General features: G+C 35.6%; 18 protein-coding genes and 1 pseudogene. All 19 read left to right on the top strand.

Annotated elements, in window-relative coordinates:
- Window positions 1-10: 10 nt before the first annotated feature.
- The 19 genes and pseudogenes from V5290_RS05935 to V5290_RS05845 all read left to right on the top strand — a co-directional run bounded on the left by V5290_RS05935 (window position 11) and on the right by V5290_RS05845 (window position 20,150).
- A complete protein-coding gene (locus tag V5290_RS05935; RefSeq protein ID WP_333382830.1) occupies window positions 11-880 on the top strand; it encodes a branched-chain amino acid ABC transporter permease in 870 nt (289 codons plus the stop codon).
- Window positions 862-2,703, top strand: coding sequence for an ABC transporter permease subunit (locus V5290_RS05930; protein WP_333382829.1), 1,842 nt, complete (start codon window positions 862-864; stop codon window positions 2,701-2,703). Before V5290_RS05935 ends, V5290_RS05930 begins: the two co-directional genes overlap by 19 nt.
- Window positions 2,696-3,394 carry an ABC transporter ATP-binding protein gene (locus V5290_RS05925; RefSeq protein WP_333382827.1) on the top strand — a complete coding sequence of 233 codons (699 nt, stop codon included), beginning with the start codon at window positions 2,696-2,698 and terminating at the stop codon, window positions 3,392-3,394. The genes V5290_RS05930 and V5290_RS05925 overlap by 8 nt, the downstream gene beginning before the upstream one ends.
- Window positions 3,395-3,396: 2 nt before the next feature.
- Complete coding sequence (locus tag V5290_RS05920; protein WP_333382825.1) at window positions 3,397-3,558, top strand: hypothetical protein; 162 nt, start codon at window positions 3,397-3,399, stop codon at window positions 3,556-3,558.
- On the top strand, window positions 3,545-4,903 hold the full coding sequence (locus V5290_RS05915) for an amidase (protein WP_333382823.1): 1,359 nt from the start codon (window positions 3,545-3,547) through the stop codon (window positions 4,901-4,903). Before V5290_RS05920 ends, V5290_RS05915 begins: the two co-directional genes overlap by 14 nt.
- Before the next feature lie 38 nt (window positions 4,904-4,941).
- Window positions 4,942-6,090: a transporter substrate-binding domain-containing protein gene (locus V5290_RS05910; protein ID WP_333382821.1), complete on the top strand. Its 1,149-nt coding sequence runs from the start codon at window positions 4,942-4,944 to the stop codon at window positions 6,088-6,090.
- 28 nt (window positions 6,091-6,118) lie between these two features.
- The gene (locus V5290_RS05905; protein WP_333382819.1) at window positions 6,119-6,712 is read left to right on the top strand and encodes an ANTAR domain-containing response regulator; all 594 of its coding nucleotides are present in this window, start codon (window positions 6,119-6,121) and stop codon (window positions 6,710-6,712) included.
- Between the two features lie 115 nt (window positions 6,713-6,827).
- Window positions 6,828-7,589: a transporter substrate-binding domain-containing protein gene (locus tag V5290_RS05900; protein ID WP_333382818.1), complete on the top strand. Its 762-nt coding sequence runs from the start codon at window positions 6,828-6,830 to the stop codon at window positions 7,587-7,589.
- Window positions 7,590-7,928: 339 nt separating this feature from the next.
- Window positions 7,929-8,816 carry a sulfotransferase gene (locus V5290_RS05895; RefSeq protein WP_333382816.1) on the top strand — a complete coding sequence of 296 codons (888 nt, stop codon included), beginning with the start codon at window positions 7,929-7,931 and terminating at the stop codon, window positions 8,814-8,816.
- A 766-nt stretch (window positions 8,817-9,582) separates the two neighbouring features.
- Window positions 9,583-10,521: pseudogene (locus tag V5290_RS05890) on the top strand (acyltransferase family protein); the annotation flags it as partial.
- On the top strand, window positions 10,507-11,472 hold the full coding sequence (locus tag V5290_RS05885; RefSeq protein WP_333383143.1) for an SGNH hydrolase domain-containing protein: 966 nt from the start codon (window positions 10,507-10,509) through the stop codon (window positions 11,470-11,472). The pseudogene V5290_RS05890 and the gene V5290_RS05885, both read left to right, overlap by 15 nt.
- 83 nt (window positions 11,473-11,555) lie before the next feature.
- Window positions 11,556-12,554, top strand: coding sequence for an NAD-dependent epimerase (locus tag V5290_RS05880; RefSeq protein WP_333382814.1), 999 nt, complete (start codon window positions 11,556-11,558; stop codon window positions 12,552-12,554).
- A 193-nt stretch (window positions 12,555-12,747) separates the two neighbouring features.
- The gene (locus V5290_RS05875; RefSeq protein ID WP_333382812.1) at window positions 12,748-14,193 is read left to right on the top strand and encodes a lipopolysaccharide biosynthesis protein; all 1,446 of its coding nucleotides are present in this window, start codon (window positions 12,748-12,750) and stop codon (window positions 14,191-14,193) included.
- Between the two features lie 30 nt (window positions 14,194-14,223).
- Window positions 14,224-15,312: an acyltransferase gene (locus tag V5290_RS05870; RefSeq protein ID WP_333382810.1), complete on the top strand. Its 1,089-nt coding sequence runs from the start codon at window positions 14,224-14,226 to the stop codon at window positions 15,310-15,312.
- A gap of 13 nt (window positions 15,313-15,325) precedes the next feature.
- Window positions 15,326-16,492: a glycosyltransferase family 4 protein gene (locus V5290_RS05865; RefSeq protein WP_333382808.1), complete on the top strand. Its 1,167-nt coding sequence runs from the start codon at window positions 15,326-15,328 to the stop codon at window positions 16,490-16,492.
- Window positions 16,489-17,598, top strand: coding sequence for a glycosyltransferase (locus V5290_RS05860; RefSeq protein WP_333382806.1), 1,110 nt, complete (start codon window positions 16,489-16,491; stop codon window positions 17,596-17,598). Before V5290_RS05865 ends, V5290_RS05860 begins: the two co-directional genes overlap by 4 nt.
- 1 nt (window position 17,599) lies before the next feature.
- A complete protein-coding gene (locus tag V5290_RS05855) occupies window positions 17,600-18,538 on the top strand; it encodes a glycosyltransferase family 2 protein (protein ID WP_333382804.1) in 939 nt (312 codons plus the stop codon).
- Window positions 18,538-19,113, top strand: a complete 576-nt coding sequence (locus V5290_RS05850; RefSeq protein WP_333382803.1) for a serine acetyltransferase — start codon at window positions 18,538-18,540, stop codon at window positions 19,111-19,113. The genes V5290_RS05855 and V5290_RS05850 overlap by 1 nt, the downstream gene beginning before the upstream one ends.
- Window positions 19,110-20,150 carry a glycosyltransferase gene (locus tag V5290_RS05845; protein WP_333382801.1) on the top strand — a complete coding sequence of 347 codons (1,041 nt, stop codon included), beginning with the start codon at window positions 19,110-19,112 and terminating at the stop codon, window positions 20,148-20,150. Before V5290_RS05850 ends, V5290_RS05845 begins: the two co-directional genes overlap by 4 nt.
- Window positions 20,151-20,156 lie beyond the last annotated feature (6 nt).

The following is a 20,156-nucleotide window of genomic DNA, read 5'->3' as shown; positions in this document are numbered from 1 at the left end:
GAGAAAAATTATGGAATTCGACTATCTACTGACAGTGCTACTGTCATCATTATCCAGCGCTTCAATTTTGCTGATAGCCGCAATGGGCTTAGCCGTTGTATTTGGCCTCATGGGAGTCATTAATCTTGCTCATAGTGAGTTTTTAATGATTGGTGCTTATACCGCCTTAACGCTAACAAAATTAGGAGTACCTTATCTATTATCAATACCTCTAGCTGTTGCTTTTACCATGTTAATGGGGGCAATTGTAGAAGTACTCATTATTAGACGCCTTTATGGCCGATTATTTGACACCATGTTAGCGACTTGGGGCCTAAGCATGTTCTTCATGCAACTAGTGGTCGTGTTGTTTGGCACAAGCACAGCAAGTGTTGCCACTATCCCATCTTTCAGCATTAATATTGGAGAATACAGCTTAGATGGTTATCGATTATTAATGATAGCTATCGCCGCTTTAATGTTTTTATTTGTATATACCTTAATGACTAAAACGGTATATGGAATGAAAGCTCGTGCCTCAATACAGCAACCTCAAATGGCACAAGCCATAGGGATTGATTCAAATAAAGTGAATACTCTGACTTTTGCTATTGGGTGTGGCATGGCTGGTTTTGCTGGCGCAATCTTATTGCCTCTCGTACCTGCGACTCCAACAATGGGATTAGCGTTTGCCGTTAAATCTTTCTTAGCCGTTGTCGTTGCTGGACCAGTTGCATTAACTGGCACCGTATTAACTACTCTCGGGTTAGGTGGAGGTGCTTCTATCACCGCAAGCTTTTTATCCTCAGTGATAGGCGAAGTTTTCTTCTTTCTCATCACAGCATTATTGCTTTGGTTATACCCGTTCGGGGTTTCAGTTAAATGGCGCAGAAAGCTGTAGGTATCAATATGACTTTATCAGAAAAAATTTATCAATCAGCTGGGATCACTTTACCTGCTATTTCAACCTTATTCGCATTGATAGTAGCTTATTATATCGATCCTTATCTTGCTTTTGTTTCAACTTCTTGGGTGATTTTTGGTTTACTAGGAATGAGCCTGGATATTGTATGGGGCAGAGGTGGCTTACTAAGTTTAGGCCAAACAGCATTCTATGGAATGGGTGGCTATTTTGGCAGTATCGTAGCGATTAATTTCTCGGCGACCACAGGAAACTCAATTATATGGGCATTACCTGCCGGCGCTATTTTTGGGGCGCTGTTGGCTGTCATATTAGGATACATTATTTTTTATGCGCGCATGGGGGCTTTACAAAGCACGATTTTAACTTACACATTTACATTATTACTTTGGTCGGTTGCACAGCCATTCAAGCTAAAAGTAGGTGAAGCATCTATTGTTGGCGATAGTGGTTTATCTAATATTCCTGGCATTATTATTGGTTTTGGTGAAGAGGCTGAATCTTTGGCCCCTAACCAAGCGTTAATGGCCGTTATTATCATCGCATCAATACTTTACTTTGTGACTCGTCGCTTAATGAGTAGTCATTTTGGTCGCATTATTGACTGTATTCGCATCGACCACGAGAAAGCAGAGTTGCTTGGTTATGATGTGCGAAAGTATCAACTGCTTAATTTTACTTATGCAGGAGCAATTGCAGGTTTAGCGGGCACTTTATATGCACTCTGGTCAAATTTTTTAAGTCCATCAATATTCTCTATCCAAGAAGCTTTTTTGCCACCTATTTATGTATTAGTCGGTGGCTTAGGGACATTAGCAGGGCCTTTTGTGGGAGCTTTGACTATTGGTATTTTATCCTTTGTTTTGGGGGGGACTGCTGGAGGGCAAACGACCTTGATCTTAGGAGCAACATTGATTCTCCTCGTATTATTCTTAAAGAATGGCATCTTGGGGAGTTTAGATCTTTTATGGAAAAGGTTCCTTCCTGATCCTAATGCAGCAGCGCGTAACACCAACCCAGTAAAAATTGATGGGGATACTTTAAAAGAGATCTTAAAAGAAGCTGAACAACAAGCTGGTCCAGCTAAAAGCTTATCCACAAATGATTTATTTAAAAAGTTTGGTGGAGTGATCCCGGTCAATAAAGTAAATCGCTCGTTTATTCCAGGTAAACCTTACTCATTAATTGGGGCCAATGGTGCAGGTAAGAGTTCATTTCTAAAAACCTGTGTTGGTATGTATAAACCTGAAAGTGGCTCTGTTCACCTAAGTGATCTTGATATAACTCATTCAGCTGTTTTTGAGCGAGTCAAAAATGGTATGGGAGTGAAAAACCAAAAACCTCAAATATTCGGTGATGTATCAGTGCTGGATAATCTTTGGGTGGCCGCATATTCACGTACTAAGCAAAATCAACAAGCCTTAGCAGTAAGTCATAAAATATTGAATATGTTAGGGCTAGAAGAGCAATCTAATGTCGCTGCTTCTGCTCTCTCGCACGGTCAACAACAATGGTTAGATATCGGCATGGTACTTTGTTTAGCGCCTAGAGTTATTTTCTTAGATGAACCCGCAGCAGGTATGACCAAAGAAGAAACTCGAGAACTCTCATCTTTGATTAGAATTTTAGCGTTACATACAACCGTTGTTATCGTTGAGCATGATATGGATTTTGTACGCACGTTGGAGGGAGACGTAACAGTGCTTCACCAAGGTAAAGTATTTGCTGAAGGTGACATTCAATCATTACGTAAAGACGAGAGAGTACTTGATGTTTATTTAGGGAGAAGAAAGCATGTTTAAAATCTTAAATGCAACAGGAGGGTACGGAAAAACAACCATTATCCGAGATATTTCATTAGAAGTTAAACAGGGGGAGATCGTTGCACTATTAGGCAGAAATGGTGTGGGGAAATCAACCGTGATGCGATATGCGACTGGCACTATTCCAGCGATGGCTGGGCATGTAGAGATGGACGGTGTAAAAGCTGAAAAATCCCCGACAAGCAGAGCTAAATTAGGCATTGGTTATGTCCCTCAGGGGCGCTATGTTTTTCCTCGTATGTCAGTGAGAGAGAACATTGCTGTTGCAGCCGCAGCCAATGGTCATAATCCTCATCAAATAGTTGAAAAGCTTCTTGAAGATTTTCCGATTCTTGTCCCCAAAATAAATGACCTTGCTGGTGGATTATCAGGTGGTCAGCAACAAATTTTGGCCTTAGCGAGAGCATTAGCAACAAAACCGAAAATCCTATTGTTAGATGAACCTACAGAGGGAGTTCAGCCATCAATTATTGATGAAATGTCAGGCATTTTAAAACGCATTAATAAAGAAGAGAACATCTCAATACTTGTTGCTGAGCAAGATCTAGATTTTTGTTTATCCATTGCTAAGCGAGCCTATGTGATGGACAAAGGGGAAATAAATAGAGCAATAAGCCGCGATGATTTACGTGAAAATAAAGCATTACAACAAGAGTTATTAGGAGTTTAAGCATGGAAAAAAATAAACAGTTTACACCATTAACAAAAGCGGAAGAGCAAGAAGTTCTGGAAATTTTAGCTCGCATTAGATCGGGATTAGCTATCCCAGTTGAATCGCAATTTGAAGAGCCAGCACACCTATTAAACTCAGGAGCATTCAATGTTAAAAAATAATCCTACTCTAGAACAACAAAGCTTAGCTTTAGCCTCTGGTAAAGAGACTGCCGTATCTTTAACATTAAAAGCATTAGATAAAGCGGAAGAGTTCAAACATTTAAATGCATACGTAGTACTTAATAAAGAGATATCTTTAGCACAAGCCGAAGCATCTGATGCTCGCCGCGCGGCTGGGAAGTTATTAAGTGCGTTAGATGGTATTCCTATCGCAATAAAAGATAATTATTTAACTAAAGATTACCCGACGACAGCTTGCTCTAATGCAAGACCGCTTGAGCCAAGTGGCCAAGATGCAACGATTGTCGCCAACCTTCGCGAAGCAGGTGTGATCATTTTCGGCAAAACTAATATGGATGAATGGGCCTTTAGCCCAACTAATGTTAACTCCAATATTGGCCCGGTGCTTAACCCTCATAATACAAAACATGTTACAGGCGGAAGTAGTGGTGGCTCGGCTGCTGCTGTTGCTTCTGGTATTGTGGCAGCGGCATTAGGAAGTGATACTGGTGGATCAATTCGAATGCCAGCAGCAGCTTGTGGCATTTATGGTTTCAAACCAAGTTACGGGAGAGCGTCACGTCATGGTGTTTTACCATTAAGTTGGTCACTTGATGCGCCCGGGCCGCTAGCAAGTTCTTTGCAGGATATTGAAATGTTATTACCTTACTTTTTAGGCAATGACCCGAAAGATGTATCAACCTTTGCTTCAACGGATTTTAAAAAAGAGCAGAGCAATAATACCCTTGAAATTGTTTACTTAACTGGAGATGGTTTAGAAAGTAGCGCAGAGGTCGAGCAAGCTGTTAAAAAATCCCTGAGTGCATCATCAGCTCATGTAAAAGAAGCTGAGTTATCTCATGTTGATAATTATTATGAAGCATGGGAAGCGATTATATTTAGTGAAGCGGCTTCTTATCATCAACCATTATTACAAGCTAATGCAGATGGATTTTCTTCTAGTTTAAGGGTTAAATTAGAAGCTGGTTCTCGACTTACAGCTTTAGAGGTTTTGCATGCTCAAAAACTACGTAGCCGATTAATCAATACGTTAACCAACGAATTAGGTGAGTGGGACATCATTGCAACGCCAACATTACCTGTAACTGCACCATCACAAAATGAAGAAGAGCAAGAGTTTGCTGGAAAAACAGTCCATGCTCATAAAAGTATGTTGTGGTTTTGTGTATTAGGAAACATGACAGGTTTCCCTTGTGTGACCTTACCCGTTGGTTTTTCTGACGATGGCCTACCTATTGGTATCATGCTCATGGGTAAACCAAACGAAGATGAAAAATTATTAGCGATGGCTATGCAGTTTGAGCAGTCCATTAAAAACACATAAAAATAAACCATTTGTAGCGATTAAATAGAGTAATGCTTATGCCCAACAAAGCACCACAAAATGATCATGAAGACTCAATAAAGATTGGCGTTCTTTTTTCACAATCAGGCCCGATGGCAATTCCTGAAAAAGCACATCTGCGAGGGGTTTTATTAGCCTGTGAAGAGATTAATGAAAAAGGAGGAGTTGTAGGTAAACGACTAGAGCCAATTATTTTAGACCCAGCAGGGGATGATTTACTATACGCCAAGATGGCCACAGAATTATTAGTAAAGCATCGAGTTAATGTGATTTTTGGCTGTTGTTTGTCATCTAGTAGAAAGGCTGTATTACCTATTATAGAACGCTTTAATGGTATTTTATTTTACCCTTCCGTTTATGAAGGGTTTGAATATTCTCCCAACGTTATTTATGGAGGAGGCGTACCAAACCAACTAGTATTGCCTCTTTTAAAATATATATTTGATCACTATGGGAAAAAAGTAGCATTAATAGGGCTAGATTACTTATACCCAAGGGAAATTAATCGAGTCGTTTCTGAATTTCTTAATGCCAGCGATGGGGAAGTGGTTATTGAAAAATATCTCAACTTTTCGACAGAGGAGGAAGACTTAAAAGCTAGCTTAGAGCAAATATTAGCCACCAAGCCTAGCGTTATATTCTCTACTGTTGTCGGGTTAGATAGTATTCGCTTGTTCAGTGCTTATGCTGATTTAGAAGTTGACGGAATTAAACCACCGATAGCCTCTCTAACTGCTGTGGAGTCAAGTATTCAAGCTCTAGATAAAGGTAAACGAGAAGGCTATATATCTGTTGCTCCTTATTTCTCATCATTAAATACCGATATCAACGCTCAATTTAATCATAATTTTAAAAGTAAATTTGGCGAAAATGAAACACCTTGTGTATTTAGTGAAGTCGCATACTCTCTTGTTAATATCTTTGCTAGTGCTTTATCTGACGCCGAGTATACTGATACTGAAAGTATTTTAGCTGCGCTTTCAGGTGCTGTTTTCAAATCTCCAGGAGGAGACCTTTTTCTCGATCTAGATACCAACCATTTTACAATGAGACCTTACGTGGCTAAATCTAATGCAGAAGGGCAGTATGATATTTTATGGAGAGCACCCTCTGCGATTAAACCAGACCCATATTTAGTCGCCTATGATCGAACAATCGATATTTAACGGAATATATTAAGGAATAAATGAGCAGATGAGTACTTCTTCTAAAGATTATCAATTACTTCGACGTTTGCGACAGATGCGTATTTTAGTAATACACCCAGATGATTCAGATAGAAAAATACTCATCGATCATATCAGACGAATCGGATGCCAAGTGAGCTATGTTTGGCCGGCACCTAAAGCGATAGAAAACAGTTTCGATGCAATTATCTTTTCTATTGATAGTAATAATACAAAAAACTCAATTTCATGGATGGCAAGCGATGAAACAGCTGCCCGTATTGGCGTTATTGCTTACGAAACACCTGAAATATTAACTGAATTAGAATACTTTAACGTACATGGCGTTATTTCTAAGCCGATTCGAATATTTGGTTTATTAGCCGTATTAACCACCTCCATTGGTTTCTCTAAGCACGAGAAGCGATTAAAAAAACGCATCAACTCTTTAGATGAAACTTTAAAAGGAAGAAGGAAGGTTGAACAAGCAGTCGCGATACTTTCTAACTTAAAAGGCATCTCTGAAACTGACTCTTATAAACGTTTAAGAGAAAAGTCGATGAAAGATAAATGCTCAATAGTCGCCATAGCAGAGGCTATTATTGCATCGAGTGAAGTATAAATTGATTACTTCTTCCTTTAATTATGTCGCTTATATTAAAGATTGAATATTATTGTTATTAAATCAGTGGTAGCTTTGAATAACATAGCAACTCTCTTTTTTAATAAGGATATTTATGAAACTCTCTCAAATTGCTTTACTTTCAATGGCTGCGTTAACTTTTAATGCGCAAGCAGATTTACTCGATGATATTCAAGAAAAGGGCGTGATCACTGTTGGTACAACGGGTGATTATAAACCTTTCTCCTATTACGATGGTTCAAACTACTCTGGTTATGATATTGACGTTGCTAAACATCTTGGCGAACAGTTAGGCGTAAAAGTAGAGTTCGTACAAACGACGTGGAAAGGCTTAGTGCCTAATCTACAAGCGGGTAAATATGATATTGCAATGGGAGGAATTACTCGTCGTATCTCTCGTCAACTAGCGGCAGAACAATCACAAGGTTACATGACTTTTGGTAAACTGTTTTTAGTTGCCAATGGGAAAGAAGCACAGTTTGACACGCTAGCAGAAGTAAATCGTCCTAGTGTAAAAGTTGGAGTCAATATTGGCGGGACTAATGAAAAATTTGCAGAGCAATTTTTAACAGAAGCCACTTTAGTGAAATATGAAAATAACTTAGATGTACCTAAAGCTGTGGCTAATGGTGACGTAGATGTCATGGTAACAGAAACACCTGAAGCCCTTTATTACCAAACTATCAATGAAAAGCTACAGGCAGTTCGAGAAGAAAATCCATTCACCAAAAGTCAGTTTGGCTATCTAATGCCAGTAGGCGAACAGCGATTACTAAATACAGTTAACTTCATTATGGATGAGATGAAACTAAAAGGTGTTGATATTGAGTTAATGAAAAACAACTCGCTAATGTAAGCTCTTCCCTATAAAAATAAAAACACTCGCGTGTTGAGTGTTTTACCTATCTAATTACCTGTATATGGGTATTTGTATTTAATATGTTCTATGCTACTGTTTTTTTTTGACTTTTTTTAATTTTTTAAACCTTTTTATTTGAAGTTAAATTCAAGTGGAACTTTTAGATAAGTAGAGGTCTAATTCGAAAGATTTAAAAAGGCAGAATTCCATAGAGCTAGTTTTACATGGCCTTATTTCTATGACGCTCTATTAGTCCCTATTCGCATTATAAATAAACAATTTATTATAGTTATTTTAAGTAGCAAGTAGTTTCAATACTCTATTATTAGGTGAAATATGAAGTGTATTTTTATAGGTGGGGCAGATCGAAGTGGTACAACCATGTTGGCCTCTTTATTAGCCAATATTAAAGACAGTGTGGTCGCACCAGAATCATTATTCAAAACAGACATTCCATTTGATTACCCAATCTCTATTGAAAGTTACAGTCAGCAGCTAAATAAAGATAAACGTTTCATACGCTGGGGCGTTGATATCAGTCAACTCAATAAAACTGACTATCAGTCTTATGATACCGTCTATCAAGATATTTTAAGCTTGTACTCTTCAAACCCTTCACCACAATACTGGATCGATCACTCACCAAATAACTTAATGTATGCAAAGTTACTTAACTCAACATTTAAAGAAAGCTACTTTATACATATTGTTAGAGATGGACGGGCCGTTGCAAACTCTCAGATACCTTTAGAGTGGGGCGAAAATACTTTCTTGCAATCATCAAGAGCATGGTTGAATAAGATTTTGTATGGTTTCATGGCGCAAAGCTTATTCCCCGAAAAGACGATTTTAATTAAATATGAAGATTTGCTGTTAGACAGTGAAAAAGAGATTGCAAAAATATTAACGCTTTTAGGTAATCCACAGCTGAATGACGGTTCAATAAACAATGACTTTGTGCCTGAGTTTTCAAAAAAACAGCACGCATTGGTAGGGAAAGCGCCTGAAACAAGCCGTTCACAGGCTTGGAAAGCAAAACTAACTCAACAAAATATTGCTGATTTTCAATATTATGCCAGTGATGCATTAAGTACTTTAGGTTATGAATTGATTGATACAGGTGGAGTCAAAGTAACTCGGAAACACATGGTAAAAGAATTTTTTAAAGAGATGTGGTTTAAAAAAGTAATTAATCCAAGAAAATATAAATTAAAACGAAAATAGCTTATTTTTTCTTGTTAAACTTCTTTTTTGCATGGTTATAATTTTATATTTTTAAAACTCGGCATTAATTAAAGGAACAGGAAACTATAATGTACTGATTTTTATATAAAAGCAGTATAGCTCATTCCAAATATTAAAAAACAAGAGTCTATTTACTTATAGGTAATTGATTTTTTTAATTAACTAGCCAAAAGGTAGTATCTTCTGTGTTTTTTTGTTTGAATTTGAAACGATATTTTTGCTTGTACAATTAAAGTTGTTATTAATTAACGAAAGTAAGTGACAAAAGAGATCTAAATCACTAAAATTTATTTATTATTTGCTTTTTTTGAGAAAATTAACTGCTACACATAGCTTAAAATTGTTGAATGCTTAAAAGTAAAGGCTGAATTGATATTTTGCCTTTGTATTAATAAATTGATTTTATAAACCTTTAAATGATGATAAATAATTTAGTTATAAATCAATAGATATGAACTTCTTAAACACTTGTTAATTATTTTTTAATCAATACAACGGATTGTATTATTTTAGCTTTATAGTTAAACAACATAAATATGCTAAATTGAATAAATGGAATTTTTCATAGTAGGATATTTTCCTTCAGTTTCCTTCAGTTTCCTTTATTTCATGTGAATGTTTTTCTCACCAAATTATTATTACTTCCGCCCCATATTAGAATTAACTTCAGCATTTTTTAATGTTTAAAGTGTGGAAGAATGATAATCCAAATTAAATTTACCTGTTAATCATAGAGATATTAATATTGAATTTTAGAAAAGATATAAATGGCCTCAGGGCTATTGCTGTAATAGCTGTTGTTTTGTTCCACTTTAATGCGTCTTGGATTTCTGGAGGTTTTGCTGGAGTCGATGTGTTTTTTGTTATTTCTGGTTTCTTGATGACAGGAATCATATTTAAAGGGCTTCAAAATGAAAGCTTTTCCATTTTTAAATTTTATATTGCGAGGATTAATAGGATTGTCCCTGCTTTAGCTGTACTTTGTTTTGTTTTACTTATATTTGGGTGATTTTATCTTACTCCACTAGATTATAGAGCTCTAGGTAAACATATTGCTACTAGCTTAGGCTTTGTATCTAATTTTATTTATTGGTTGGAGGCAGGGTATTTTGATGCGGCTTCCCAGGAAAAATGGTTATTACATACTTGGTCATTATCTGTTGAGTGGCAATTTTACATTATCTACCCGCTCATCCTGGTTTTAATGAAAAAGTTCATCTCTTTAAATACTATGAAGTTAACATTGTTAGTTACTACTATTTTTTTATTTGTTTTTAGTGTTGTGGCTACTTACCAATGGCCAAATCAAGCATATTATTTGTTACCGACAAGAGCATGGGAAATGATGGTTGGTGGAGTTGCTTTTCTCTACCCCGCTAAATTTAAAGAAAGAAATAAAAAATACGTAGAATGGATAGGTGTTTTTTTAATTACCTTCTCTTATTTTTTCATTTCAAAAAGTGCGCCTTGGCCAGGGTATTTAGCTATATTTCCGGTTTTAGGGGCTTTTTTTATTATTCAGGCAGACCGTGAAAATAGTTTTATAACAAGTAATATTGTATTTCAGCATCTAGGTAAATGGTCATATTCAATTTATTTATGGCACTGGCCAATAGTAGCGGCAATTTATTATTATTCATTGAATAATTTGTTTGTATATCTAGGGATTATGTTATCAATCTTTTTAGGGTTTGTTAGTTATAGATATATCGAAACAATTAAGTTTAAAAAAGAGTTCTCTAGTCTTTTCGCCTTCACACAATGCAAACCCTTGTACTTTTTGATTATCACAGGGGTACTTGGGGCAGTTGTTTTCATAAATAATGGCATTAACAAACCTATTCGAGGTATGAGTGTCTCACCAGAGACGTTATATATGACAGAATATTCCCGAGATAATTATATTGAAAATTTTATGAAACTATTTAGTCAAGAATGTAATTTTTTTGATACTACTGAGCGTCACCCTAAAGTTGATATTGCTGCTAGTTGTATTAATAAAGGCGGGATTTTTATTTGGGGTGATTCGCATGCCCAATCACTATCTTACGGAATAAGAAAGGTTTTTCCTGAACAAAACATAAGTCAAATTACAACTTCCACATGTCGTCCACTGATTAAAGAAGATTTAGGGTTAGATAGTACATATAAAGTAGCTTGTGATAGAGCAAATGATAAAGCGAAAAAAGAACTGTTAAATATAAAACCTAAAGTTATTTTGTTAGTACAGCATATTGACCATGATAAAAATCAATATAATGAAATTTTAGCTTATGTAAAAAAGCATAATCTAAAAGCGAAGGTAGTTCTAATTGGCCCGGTTCCACAATGGGAGCCATCTTTGCCGAATACAATTGCTAAAAGACATTTTGACTCAAATAAAGTAGTAATAAATGACCGCTCATTTGTAACTCCATTATTTAGAATTAATGAGCAGCTACATAAAAATTACGATGACTCTGATATTAAGTATATTTCATTATTAGACGATTTATGCAATGAAAATGGATGCTTAGCCAAAGTCGACTCAAAAAACACTCCATTAGTTTTCGATTATGGGCATTTATCTGTAGAAGGTTCGTTATATATTGCGAAACATATTATACGAGAAAAAATAATTAACTATTTGCAGTAAATGGATTTTAAAAACAAAAAGCCTCTCAATAAAAGTTGAGTTATTTGGCTAACACTTATTTTATTTAAAAAGGTAATCATAGTATGAAATATTTAGTAACAGGTGCAGCAGGGTTTATTGGTAACTTTGTTTCAGAACGTTTGTGTGATGCTGGCCATGATGTTATTGGGCTAGATAATTTAAACGATTATTATGATCCTAACCTTAAATTAGCACGTTTAAAGCGTCTTGATAAATTTGATAACTTTACTTTTGTTAAACTTGACTTAGCTGATAGAGAGGGGATGCAAACTTTATTCGCTGGGGAGAAGTTTGATCGTGTTATTCACCTCGCTGCACAAGCTGGTGTTCGTTACTCTATTGAAAACCCAATGGCTTATATTGATTCTAACTTAGTAGGAATGGCTACAATTTTAGAAGGGTGTCGTCATAATAAAGTAAAACACTTAGTTTATGCTTCATCAAGTTCTGTATACGGTATGAATGAGAAAATGCCTTTCTCTACTGAAGATGAAGTTAACCACCCGGTTTCTTTGTATGCAGCTACCAAAAAGTCAAATGAGCTAATGGCGCATAGCTACAGTCATTTATACGATTTACCTACTACTGGCTTACGTTTCTTTACCGTTTACGGTCCATGGGGACGTCCAGACATGGCACCGTTCTTATTTACTGATGCTATTTTAAATGACCGCGAAATTAAAGTGTTTAACAATGGCAAAATGAAACGTGACTTTACTTACATTGATGACATTGTTGAAGGCATTATTCGTATTCAAGATGTCGTACCTGTGCGTAATGCAGACAACCCAAATACTTCTCCTTCATCAGGCAAAGCACCTTATAAAGTATTTAATATTGGTAATAACGAACCGATTGCATTGATGACATTTATCGAAGCTATAGAAAAGGCAGCAGGTAAGGAGGCGAAGAAAAACTTCATGCCAATGCAAGCGGGTGATGTCCCTGCAACTTTTGCTGATATTGATAACTTAAAAGAAGAAGTAGGGTTTAAACCAGATACTCAAATTGAGTACGGTATGCAGCAATTTGTTGATTGGTACAAAATGTATCATTCATAAGGTCATATCAAGTACCTGTCATAATTAGCATGATTATCGATTATTCTTTCATCATGCTCTTTTGATTGGTTTTTAGTGGGTTTTAAATTTTTTGATTCAGAAAACACTATTAAAACACAAATAATATATTAGACAGTAAATTACATTGTTAGATTATAAATAGTCCCTCCAAAATATAAATTTAATGGTAAATATGACTTTAAATAAAAAAATAGTAAAAGGTTCAATCTGGAGCTTGATAGGTAATTCTTCTTATCAACTGTCGGGCCTAATTATATTTGTTATTCTTTCTCGTCTTTTATCTCCAGTAGATTTTGGTACAGCAGCACTGGCAATTATCTTTGTAGAATTAACTAATGTTTTTGTGCGTTATGGTTTAGTCGAAGTAGTTGTTCGCAACGTTAATTCGTCAGATGATTCTATTGAAAGTGATGCTTTTATTGCGACTTTATTATTAGGTTTAATGACTAGCGTTTTATTTATTGTTTTTTCTCCTTCTTTAGAGTTGTTTTTTGATGCGCCTGGATTGGCTATATCATTGCAAATTTTAGCTATTGTTCCTTTAATGCAGGCTTTATCGACAATACCTGAAGGAATATTAAGAAGAGAATTCAAATTTAAAGCATTAGCTTTAAGACTACTGAGTTCTTCTATTTTTGCAGGAGCAGTTGCGATTGGTCTTGCTTATAATGACTTTGGATTTTATAGCTTAATCATCCAAAAAATTATATCTACAACAATTCTCCTCGTTTTAGTATGGAAAAGTACTAAATGGCGACCAACTTTCCATTTTTCTTACCTAGGTACTATTAATATTTTAAAACAAGGGCAACCTATTGTTTTAAGCTCTTTAATTGGCCAAGGCATTTTTAGGTTTGTTGAATTAATTGTTGGTTATTTTTTGGGCGTCGCTACTTTAGGTATTTTTAAAATAGCAGGAAAGCTACTAGACGTTATTGTTCAGTTTACAATTAAACCAATTGTTGATGTATCTTTTTCAGCCTTTGCAAATCTAAAAGACTCACCAATTGAGTTAGAAAAATGCTATCTAAATTTTATCACTACATGTGCAATCTTTGCATTACCGGCATTTATGGGAACATTTATTATCGGAGCCGATTTAGTTAATTTAGTTTTTGGAGAAAAGTGGCTGAGAAGTGGGCAAGTATTATCAATTTTATGCCTGGGTGGTATGAGCGTTACATTGAATTACTTTTTTGGCCAACTTTGTCACGCTACTAATAATTCACATATTCCATTTAGAATACGTGTGATTGAGTTTATTGTGGTTTTAAGCCTTGTGAGCCTTGCTGCTCAATATTCAATTTACCATGTAGTTTATTCTACAGTGTTAGTCGCTACCGTTATTAGCATAATGATGATTTTTATTCTTAAAAGGAAGTTTTTATTCTCTGTTAGTCTCATTTTTAAAGGAATAATACCTTCTTTGATTTCTGCTCTGTTTATGGGGGCGGTGGTTTACTTCTCTTTACAAACACAATTGAATAACCTTGGCACTATCCTTAAAGTCATTGTTAGTATTGCTATCGGTTGCATTACATATGCATCATTTTACAGGGTTGTTTTTCCTAAAAAAGCAGCAAATATAGTTACAAGTATAAAGAAACTACGTACTTAAATTGATAATACTTACTTTGGTTAGTTCGAAATGAATAAAGGAATAAAAATAATGAAATTAACTAGCTTACATTTTTTGAGAGCTTTAGGTGCAATTTTTATTGTTGTCTCACATTCTCATGGTGTAATCAGAAAACGCTTTGAAACTTTAGGATTTGATGCTCATTTTTGGCAAATTGAGCAAGGGTATACTAAGGTTTTTGGTGCTATTGGGGTTGATCTATTTTTAGTGCTTTCTGGATTTTTTGCGTTTTATACCACTTGGAATAGAAAACAAGTGGCGTTTGATTTCCTCAAAAAAAGACTAATTAGAATATATCCAATTTGGTGGGTCGGTTTAATATGCTTATTAGTTCTTTCAATTGTTCCTGGTGCATCAGCTCAGTATAGTGGTTATCAAGTCATTAATTCTTTTTTATTAAACCCTATCTATATTGATGGTGACATTAAACCTATTTTAGAAATCGGTTGGACTTTGCATTATATCGTTTTTTATTATCTAGCGATTACTTTCTTGATTTACATGAAGTTAAAGTCTCTTGATATACTCAAGGTTTTAACCGCTTTATTTGCGTGTTTATCAATATTAGGTGTTTTAATCGATACTACTGTTCCGATTGTTGAAGTGGTTACGAACTCTCGAACATTAGCTTTTGCATTAGGGGGGTGGTTAGCATTTTTAGTTATTGAAAAGCCTACAAAATGGACTGCTTGGTATACCTCATTGATTTTATTGGTTAGTTCCTCGTTGATATTGACCTTTGTTTTTGTGCCTGAATGGCGATTAAATGCTCCAACAATACTAAGTCGTAGTTCAATTGCTTGTTTAATTATTTTACTGTTCGTTTTTCATCCAACTCTAAGGGCTCTAAAGTTCCATAAAATATTTAATTTATGTGGAGATGCGTCCTATTCAATTTACCTTTTTCACATGTTTCCGTTAATGATCGCTTCCGGCCTATGGAAACGTGGAATATTGTTACCACCTAGCTTTTTACCTCCATTTATGACTTGGTTTATTTTAATCTTTCTAGGTGTGTTAAGTGGTGTTATTGCTTATCAATTATTTGAAAAACCCATTTTTACTTATTTAAGAAATAAGTTTATTAAAAAAAGTTAAAAGGTACGAATTAATGTCTATGAAAGTATTAATGCTTACATGCCAGTATATGCCGGATGTATTTGGTGGTGCTGAAAAACAATGTGGAAGAGTATCTAAGGGCCTTAAAAATAAAGGTTTAGATGTTCAGATTCTAACTTCTCGTCAACAGTATAAAGGTAAAGCAAAAGAGGTCATGAATGAGGTGCCAGTAACACGCTTATATTCGCCAATTGCGCCTGATTTACTAGGTCGTTGGCTACCTTTTTCTGTTTATTGGCTACTCAGAGTTCTCGTATGGGGAATGTTTAACCATAAGCAGTTTGATGTTATTCATTGCCATCAAGGCAAGTTCGGTGCGTTTGTGGGTTGTTGTTTAGCTCGGTTATTTAAGAAACCGATATTGATTAAAGTGGGGAATTCCAATCAATTTATGGACTTTACAGCATTGAAAGCTAAAAAGTTCGTTGGGCCAATCATGGCTAATTTTGTGTTGAAGACAAAACCGACTGTAGTAGCTATAACCGATGTTATTGCTCAAAACTGTAAAGACTTTGGTTTTGAAAATATTATTAATATACCAAACAGCATTGATGTTAATTTGCTTGATACACTGAAATATAGTGAACAGTCATTACTAAAAAGCAATCAAGTTATTAACCTGTTTTATCATGGCCGATTGGAAAGTATTAAAAAAGTTGATGTATTAATGGAATCATTTGCTTTGTTGGCAGCCGAATATGCGGAGCTACATTTTCACCTTATTGGAAGTGGTAGTGTTTTAGCCTCTGCTAAAGATTATATTAAAGCGCAAGGGCTAGATAGCAAAGTGACGTTTCACGGCGAAGTCAGTGATCCCGTTGTATTCATACAACAATTTGATGTGTTTGTTAATGCATCTGAAGCGGAAGGGTTCTCAAATTCATTACTAGAGGCATTATTAGCTGGAAAAGTATTAGTATCGACACCAGTGAGTGGTGCAAGTGATGCAATATCAATGGGTAATAACGGTTACGTAGCAGCTTCTTTTGAAGCCGAAGATATTAAAAAAAGTACGATTAAAGGTATTCAATTACATCAAAACAATAGCGAATCAGTTAAAGCTTTTTCAGAACAATTAATTGCTAAACAATTTACCGTAGAGGTCATTGCAGATCAATATTTAGCACTTTATAAAAAATTAACAGGGACAACTAAATGAAAGTTTTAATTGGCATGACACGTTCAGATACTATGGTATCAGGTTCATTCAAACACATTTGCCAAATTGGTGAGAAATTTCGCGAAGAAGGTGCTGAAGTCGTTTATGCCATTGGTGGGGATGGTGAAGCGATTGATAAGTTACGCGAGTTTGGTTTTAAAGTGCATGCCTTGACTGATTTAAAAAGGGAAGTGAGTCCGTTCAGTGATTTGTTTTCACTATTAAAATTAATCTGGTTAATTATTTCTGAAAATCCACAAGTTTGTTCATGGCATACCGCTAAAATTGGCGCGTTAGGGCGCATGGCAGCTATGTTTACCTTTAAACGATCTTATTATGTACCGCATGGTGTACCTTTTGTGAATACGCCAGAAAATAAAGGGTACAAAAAGTATCAGCTCATTGAAAAAATACTGTCAATTCTACCTTCTAAGATCATTGGTGTTTGTGAGTTTGATAAAAACGAATATTTACGCATTGGTGTGCCAGACAAAAAATTACTAGTGATACGTAATGGCATGTTAGGTAAAGATAATGATACATGGCAATTAACTGATAAGCCGGTGCATTTTATTACCGCCGCTCGTTTTGAAGATCAAAAAGACTATGTGACTTTATCTGCTGCTTGTCATCAGCTATTAGCAGCGAATAAAGCTTTCACGCTTAGCATTTATGGTGATGGCCAATATGAACAAGAAGTAAAGGCTCGCTTTGCTGATTTTCCTGAAGGTATGATCCATTTTTGTGGTGTGGTTGATAACTTTGCTGAAAAGTTAGCAGAAGCAGATGTGTTTATCTTATCGAGTTTCTGGGAAGGCTTACCACGCAGTATTATTGAAGCAATGGCTTGTAAAAAAGCAGTGGTGGCGTCTGATGTAGGTGGTTGTTCTGAATTAATTATTGAACAAGAATCTGGATACTTAGTACCGATTAGAAATGCTGAGGTGATGGCTAAATCAATGATTGAATATGTTGATGATAAACAGAAAATTGTAGACCATGGATTAGCGGCTTATACTTTATACCAACAAAAATATTCATTGCCTGTTATGTTAACTAGTTACGCTGAAGAATATGGCGTATTAAAAGCAAAACAGGGTGTTTAACATGACAGTCCATGTATCACTGATTTGTCCCGTTTATAAAGTGGCAGCTTATCTACCTGAGCTAATGCAAAGTTTATTAGCTGGTGTCAACAGCGAAAAAGTAGAAGTTATTTTTGTCGATGACTGTTGTCCTGAACAATCTATTGCAGTGTGCGAGCAGTTTATTAATGAGCGCGCTGAGCTGATTAAATTTCAATACAAGGTTATTAAACAGCCTGTTAATAAAGGGCAGGCAGCTGCACGAAATACAGCACTAGCTGTGGCCCAAGGCGAATATATTGGATTTATTGACTCTGATGACGCTATTTCTCCCTATTATTGGGAAACATTAAGCTCTTATGTCGTTGATGCACAATATGACATTATTGAGTTTACCTTTGAAGAGTTTAAAGATACTTTGCCTGAGCCTAGCAAGGCTGTTGCGACAGAGTTGTCTACTTCAAACTTAAACCCTTTTCATTATGGTTTTTTTGTTTGGACAAGGTTATACAAAAAATCCATTGTTGATGAATTACGTTTCCCTGAAGGGATGATTTTTGAAGATATATTTTATAACGTACATGCATTTTCAGAAGCAAAAAGTACCTTACGCTTATCAAGTTGTTTAGTTTTTTATAGAAAGCGAGAAGGCTCTACAACCAGTGGCAGGACATCAAGTTACTCTAACCTTTTACTCAACCTAGTTAATTCAACAACCTCTACAATAGAGTGTTTTCAAGATAAAACTGAAGTGATTAGTCAAGTTGTTAGATATTCGTTTTTGGTTAGTCTCAAGGGCTTTACTATTAAAGAGCGTAGTGATCGACGCCACTTCTTTAAACAGTGCGAGAAAATCAATTTATCTTTCACTCCTTTATTAAAACAATTTGATCATTCAGTAACGGTGAAATTGAAATTTAAACTTTCACAACTTATTTGCTCGATAGGGAAATTTTTATAATGAAAAGCCACAGTCCGACCGAATTCATTCGCAGTGATTTATTTCGCTACGAAGGGAAATGCGGTTTAAAGGTGTTTGTTAAGTTATTAATGAAAAACCCTTATTTTCGCTTTCAAGTTTATTTAAGAATGACGCGCTCAAGTAATGTGCTTATATCTAACTTTTTCAAAGTTTTAAAAGCAGGTTTAGGTCGAAAAGTGAATGTTCAACTAAGCCCTAAAGTGTCGATAGGATATGGCTTATACATTCCTCATGGCAATATTGTCGTTAATTCAAAAACGACTATCGGTAACAATTGTAGCTTCTTGCAGTTTGTCTCTATTGGTGCGATGCATAATAGTGCTGCAGCGACTATCGGCGATAATGTTTACATTGGTCCAAACACAAATATTGTTGGTGATATTGTTATTGGCAATAATGTTGTTTTAGGTGCTGGAACTGTCGCTGTAAAAGATATCGAAGAAAGTACCGTTGTTGTTGGTTCCCCTGCAAAGGTGATAAAAAAGGTCGATGATATTCATCAATATTCAATTAATTTATGTAGTGATGAGTTTATTAGTAAGGCTCAAAAATGAAAAAAATAGTACATATCACCAATGACCTTCAACGCCTGGGCGGCGTTCAGCGTTTGTTAGTTGATCTAATGACTTTACAAAAGGACAACTTTCAATTTGAAGTGATCTTGACTCGCGGTGAGAATGAGTATGTTGACGAATTAAATCAACTAGGGGTGAGCGTATATCATAAACGTGATATTGGATTACGCGGCGTCATTAAACGTATGAATGCAGCAGATTTAGTGCATGCGCATCTTTTCCCCTCCCTGTATATAGCTCTATTAACTTCGACGCCTGTCGTTAATACAGAGCACAACCCTCATTATCGTCGAAGAGATATTCTTTTTGTTAAAACCATGGAGAGTATTTTATATCGAAAGTATGCCAAGATAGCGTGTATTTCTGAAGGTGTACAAACTGACTTTTTAGCTCATATTAAAGTTGATCCTTCTGTTACAGAGGTAATACACAATGGGATTAATCTGAGCCGTTTCCCACAAATAGCCAAACCATACCCTGAAAATCAGGCAAAATTTAAATTAGGTATGGTGGGACGTTTTGCCGCACAAAAAGATTTTAAAACTTTGATCGATCTAATGGCGTTACTCGACGATAGTTTTGAATTACATATTGCTGGTGATGGTGAGTTAAGAGCTGAATTTGAGCAATACAGTAAAGCCATTAAGGTCGATCATCGCATTATATTTCATGGTCAAGTTAATGATGTGCCATCGTTCTTAGATTCTTTAGACGTTTATATTCAATCTTCTTTTTGGGAAGGGTTTGGTATTGCTGTCGTAGAAGCTATGGCTGCAGGGGTACCTTGTTTTGCTACCAATGTAAGCGGTTTGAATAATGTAATAGATAGCCCTTATTTGTTTGAGGTAGGTGATGCTGAAACATTAGCAAACAAAGTACAGGAATTGAAAGCCTCGCCTGACTTATATCAAGCAGCCTCTGCATATGTTGTTAAACAAGCTATTAAATTCTCAATATCGACTTCAGCTGATAAATATACTCGTATTTATAATAGCTGTATTAATACAACGCAATAATACAGG

The sequence above is a fragment of the Psychromonas arctica genome (genome assembly GCF_036697365.1).
In the GTDB taxonomy this organism is placed as follows: domain Bacteria; phylum Pseudomonadota; class Gammaproteobacteria; order Enterobacterales; family Psychromonadaceae; genus Psychromonas; species Psychromonas arctica_A.
The sequence above is the reverse complement of the archived record's forward strand: the minus strand, read 5'-3'. Positions and strand labels throughout refer to the sequence as shown.

Coding starts and splice junctions, on each gene's coding strand:
- V5290_RS05935 (WP_333382830.1), top strand. CDS start 11: ATGGAATTCGACTATCTACTGACAGTGCTACTGTCATCATTATCCAGC.
- V5290_RS05930 (WP_333382829.1), top strand. CDS start 862: ATGGCGCAGAAAGCTGTAGGTATCAATATGACTTTATCAGAAAAAATT.
- V5290_RS05925 (WP_333382827.1), top strand. CDS start 2,696: ATGTTTAAAATCTTAAATGCAACAGGAGGGTACGGAAAAACAACCATT.
- V5290_RS05920 (WP_333382825.1), top strand. CDS start 3,397: ATGGAAAAAAATAAACAGTTTACACCATTAACAAAAGCGGAAGAGCAA.
- V5290_RS05915 (WP_333382823.1), top strand. CDS start 3,545: ATGTTAAAAAATAATCCTACTCTAGAACAACAAAGCTTAGCTTTAGCC.
- V5290_RS05910 (WP_333382821.1), top strand. CDS start 4,942: ATGCCCAACAAAGCACCACAAAATGATCATGAAGACTCAATAAAGATT.
- V5290_RS05905 (WP_333382819.1), top strand. CDS start 6,119: ATGAGTACTTCTTCTAAAGATTATCAATTACTTCGACGTTTGCGACAG.
- V5290_RS05900 (WP_333382818.1), top strand. CDS start 6,828: ATGAAACTCTCTCAAATTGCTTTACTTTCAATGGCTGCGTTAACTTTT.
- V5290_RS05895 (WP_333382816.1), top strand. CDS start 7,929: ATGAAGTGTATTTTTATAGGTGGGGCAGATCGAAGTGGTACAACCATG.
- V5290_RS05885 (WP_333383143.1), top strand. CDS start 10,507: ATGTTATCAATCTTTTTAGGGTTTGTTAGTTATAGATATATCGAAACA.
- V5290_RS05880 (WP_333382814.1), top strand. CDS start 11,556: ATGAAATATTTAGTAACAGGTGCAGCAGGGTTTATTGGTAACTTTGTT.
- V5290_RS05875 (WP_333382812.1), top strand. CDS start 12,748: ATGACTTTAAATAAAAAAATAGTAAAAGGTTCAATCTGGAGCTTGATA.
- V5290_RS05870 (WP_333382810.1), top strand. CDS start 14,224: ATGAATAAAGGAATAAAAATAATGAAATTAACTAGCTTACATTTTTTG.
- V5290_RS05865 (WP_333382808.1), top strand. CDS start 15,326: ATGTCTATGAAAGTATTAATGCTTACATGCCAGTATATGCCGGATGTA.
- V5290_RS05860 (WP_333382806.1), top strand. CDS start 16,489: ATGAAAGTTTTAATTGGCATGACACGTTCAGATACTATGGTATCAGGT.
- V5290_RS05855 (WP_333382804.1), top strand. CDS start 17,600: ATGACAGTCCATGTATCACTGATTTGTCCCGTTTATAAAGTGGCAGCT.
- V5290_RS05850 (WP_333382803.1), top strand. CDS start 18,538: ATGAAAAGCCACAGTCCGACCGAATTCATTCGCAGTGATTTATTTCGC.
- V5290_RS05845 (WP_333382801.1), top strand. CDS start 19,110: ATGAAAAAAATAGTACATATCACCAATGACCTTCAACGCCTGGGCGGC.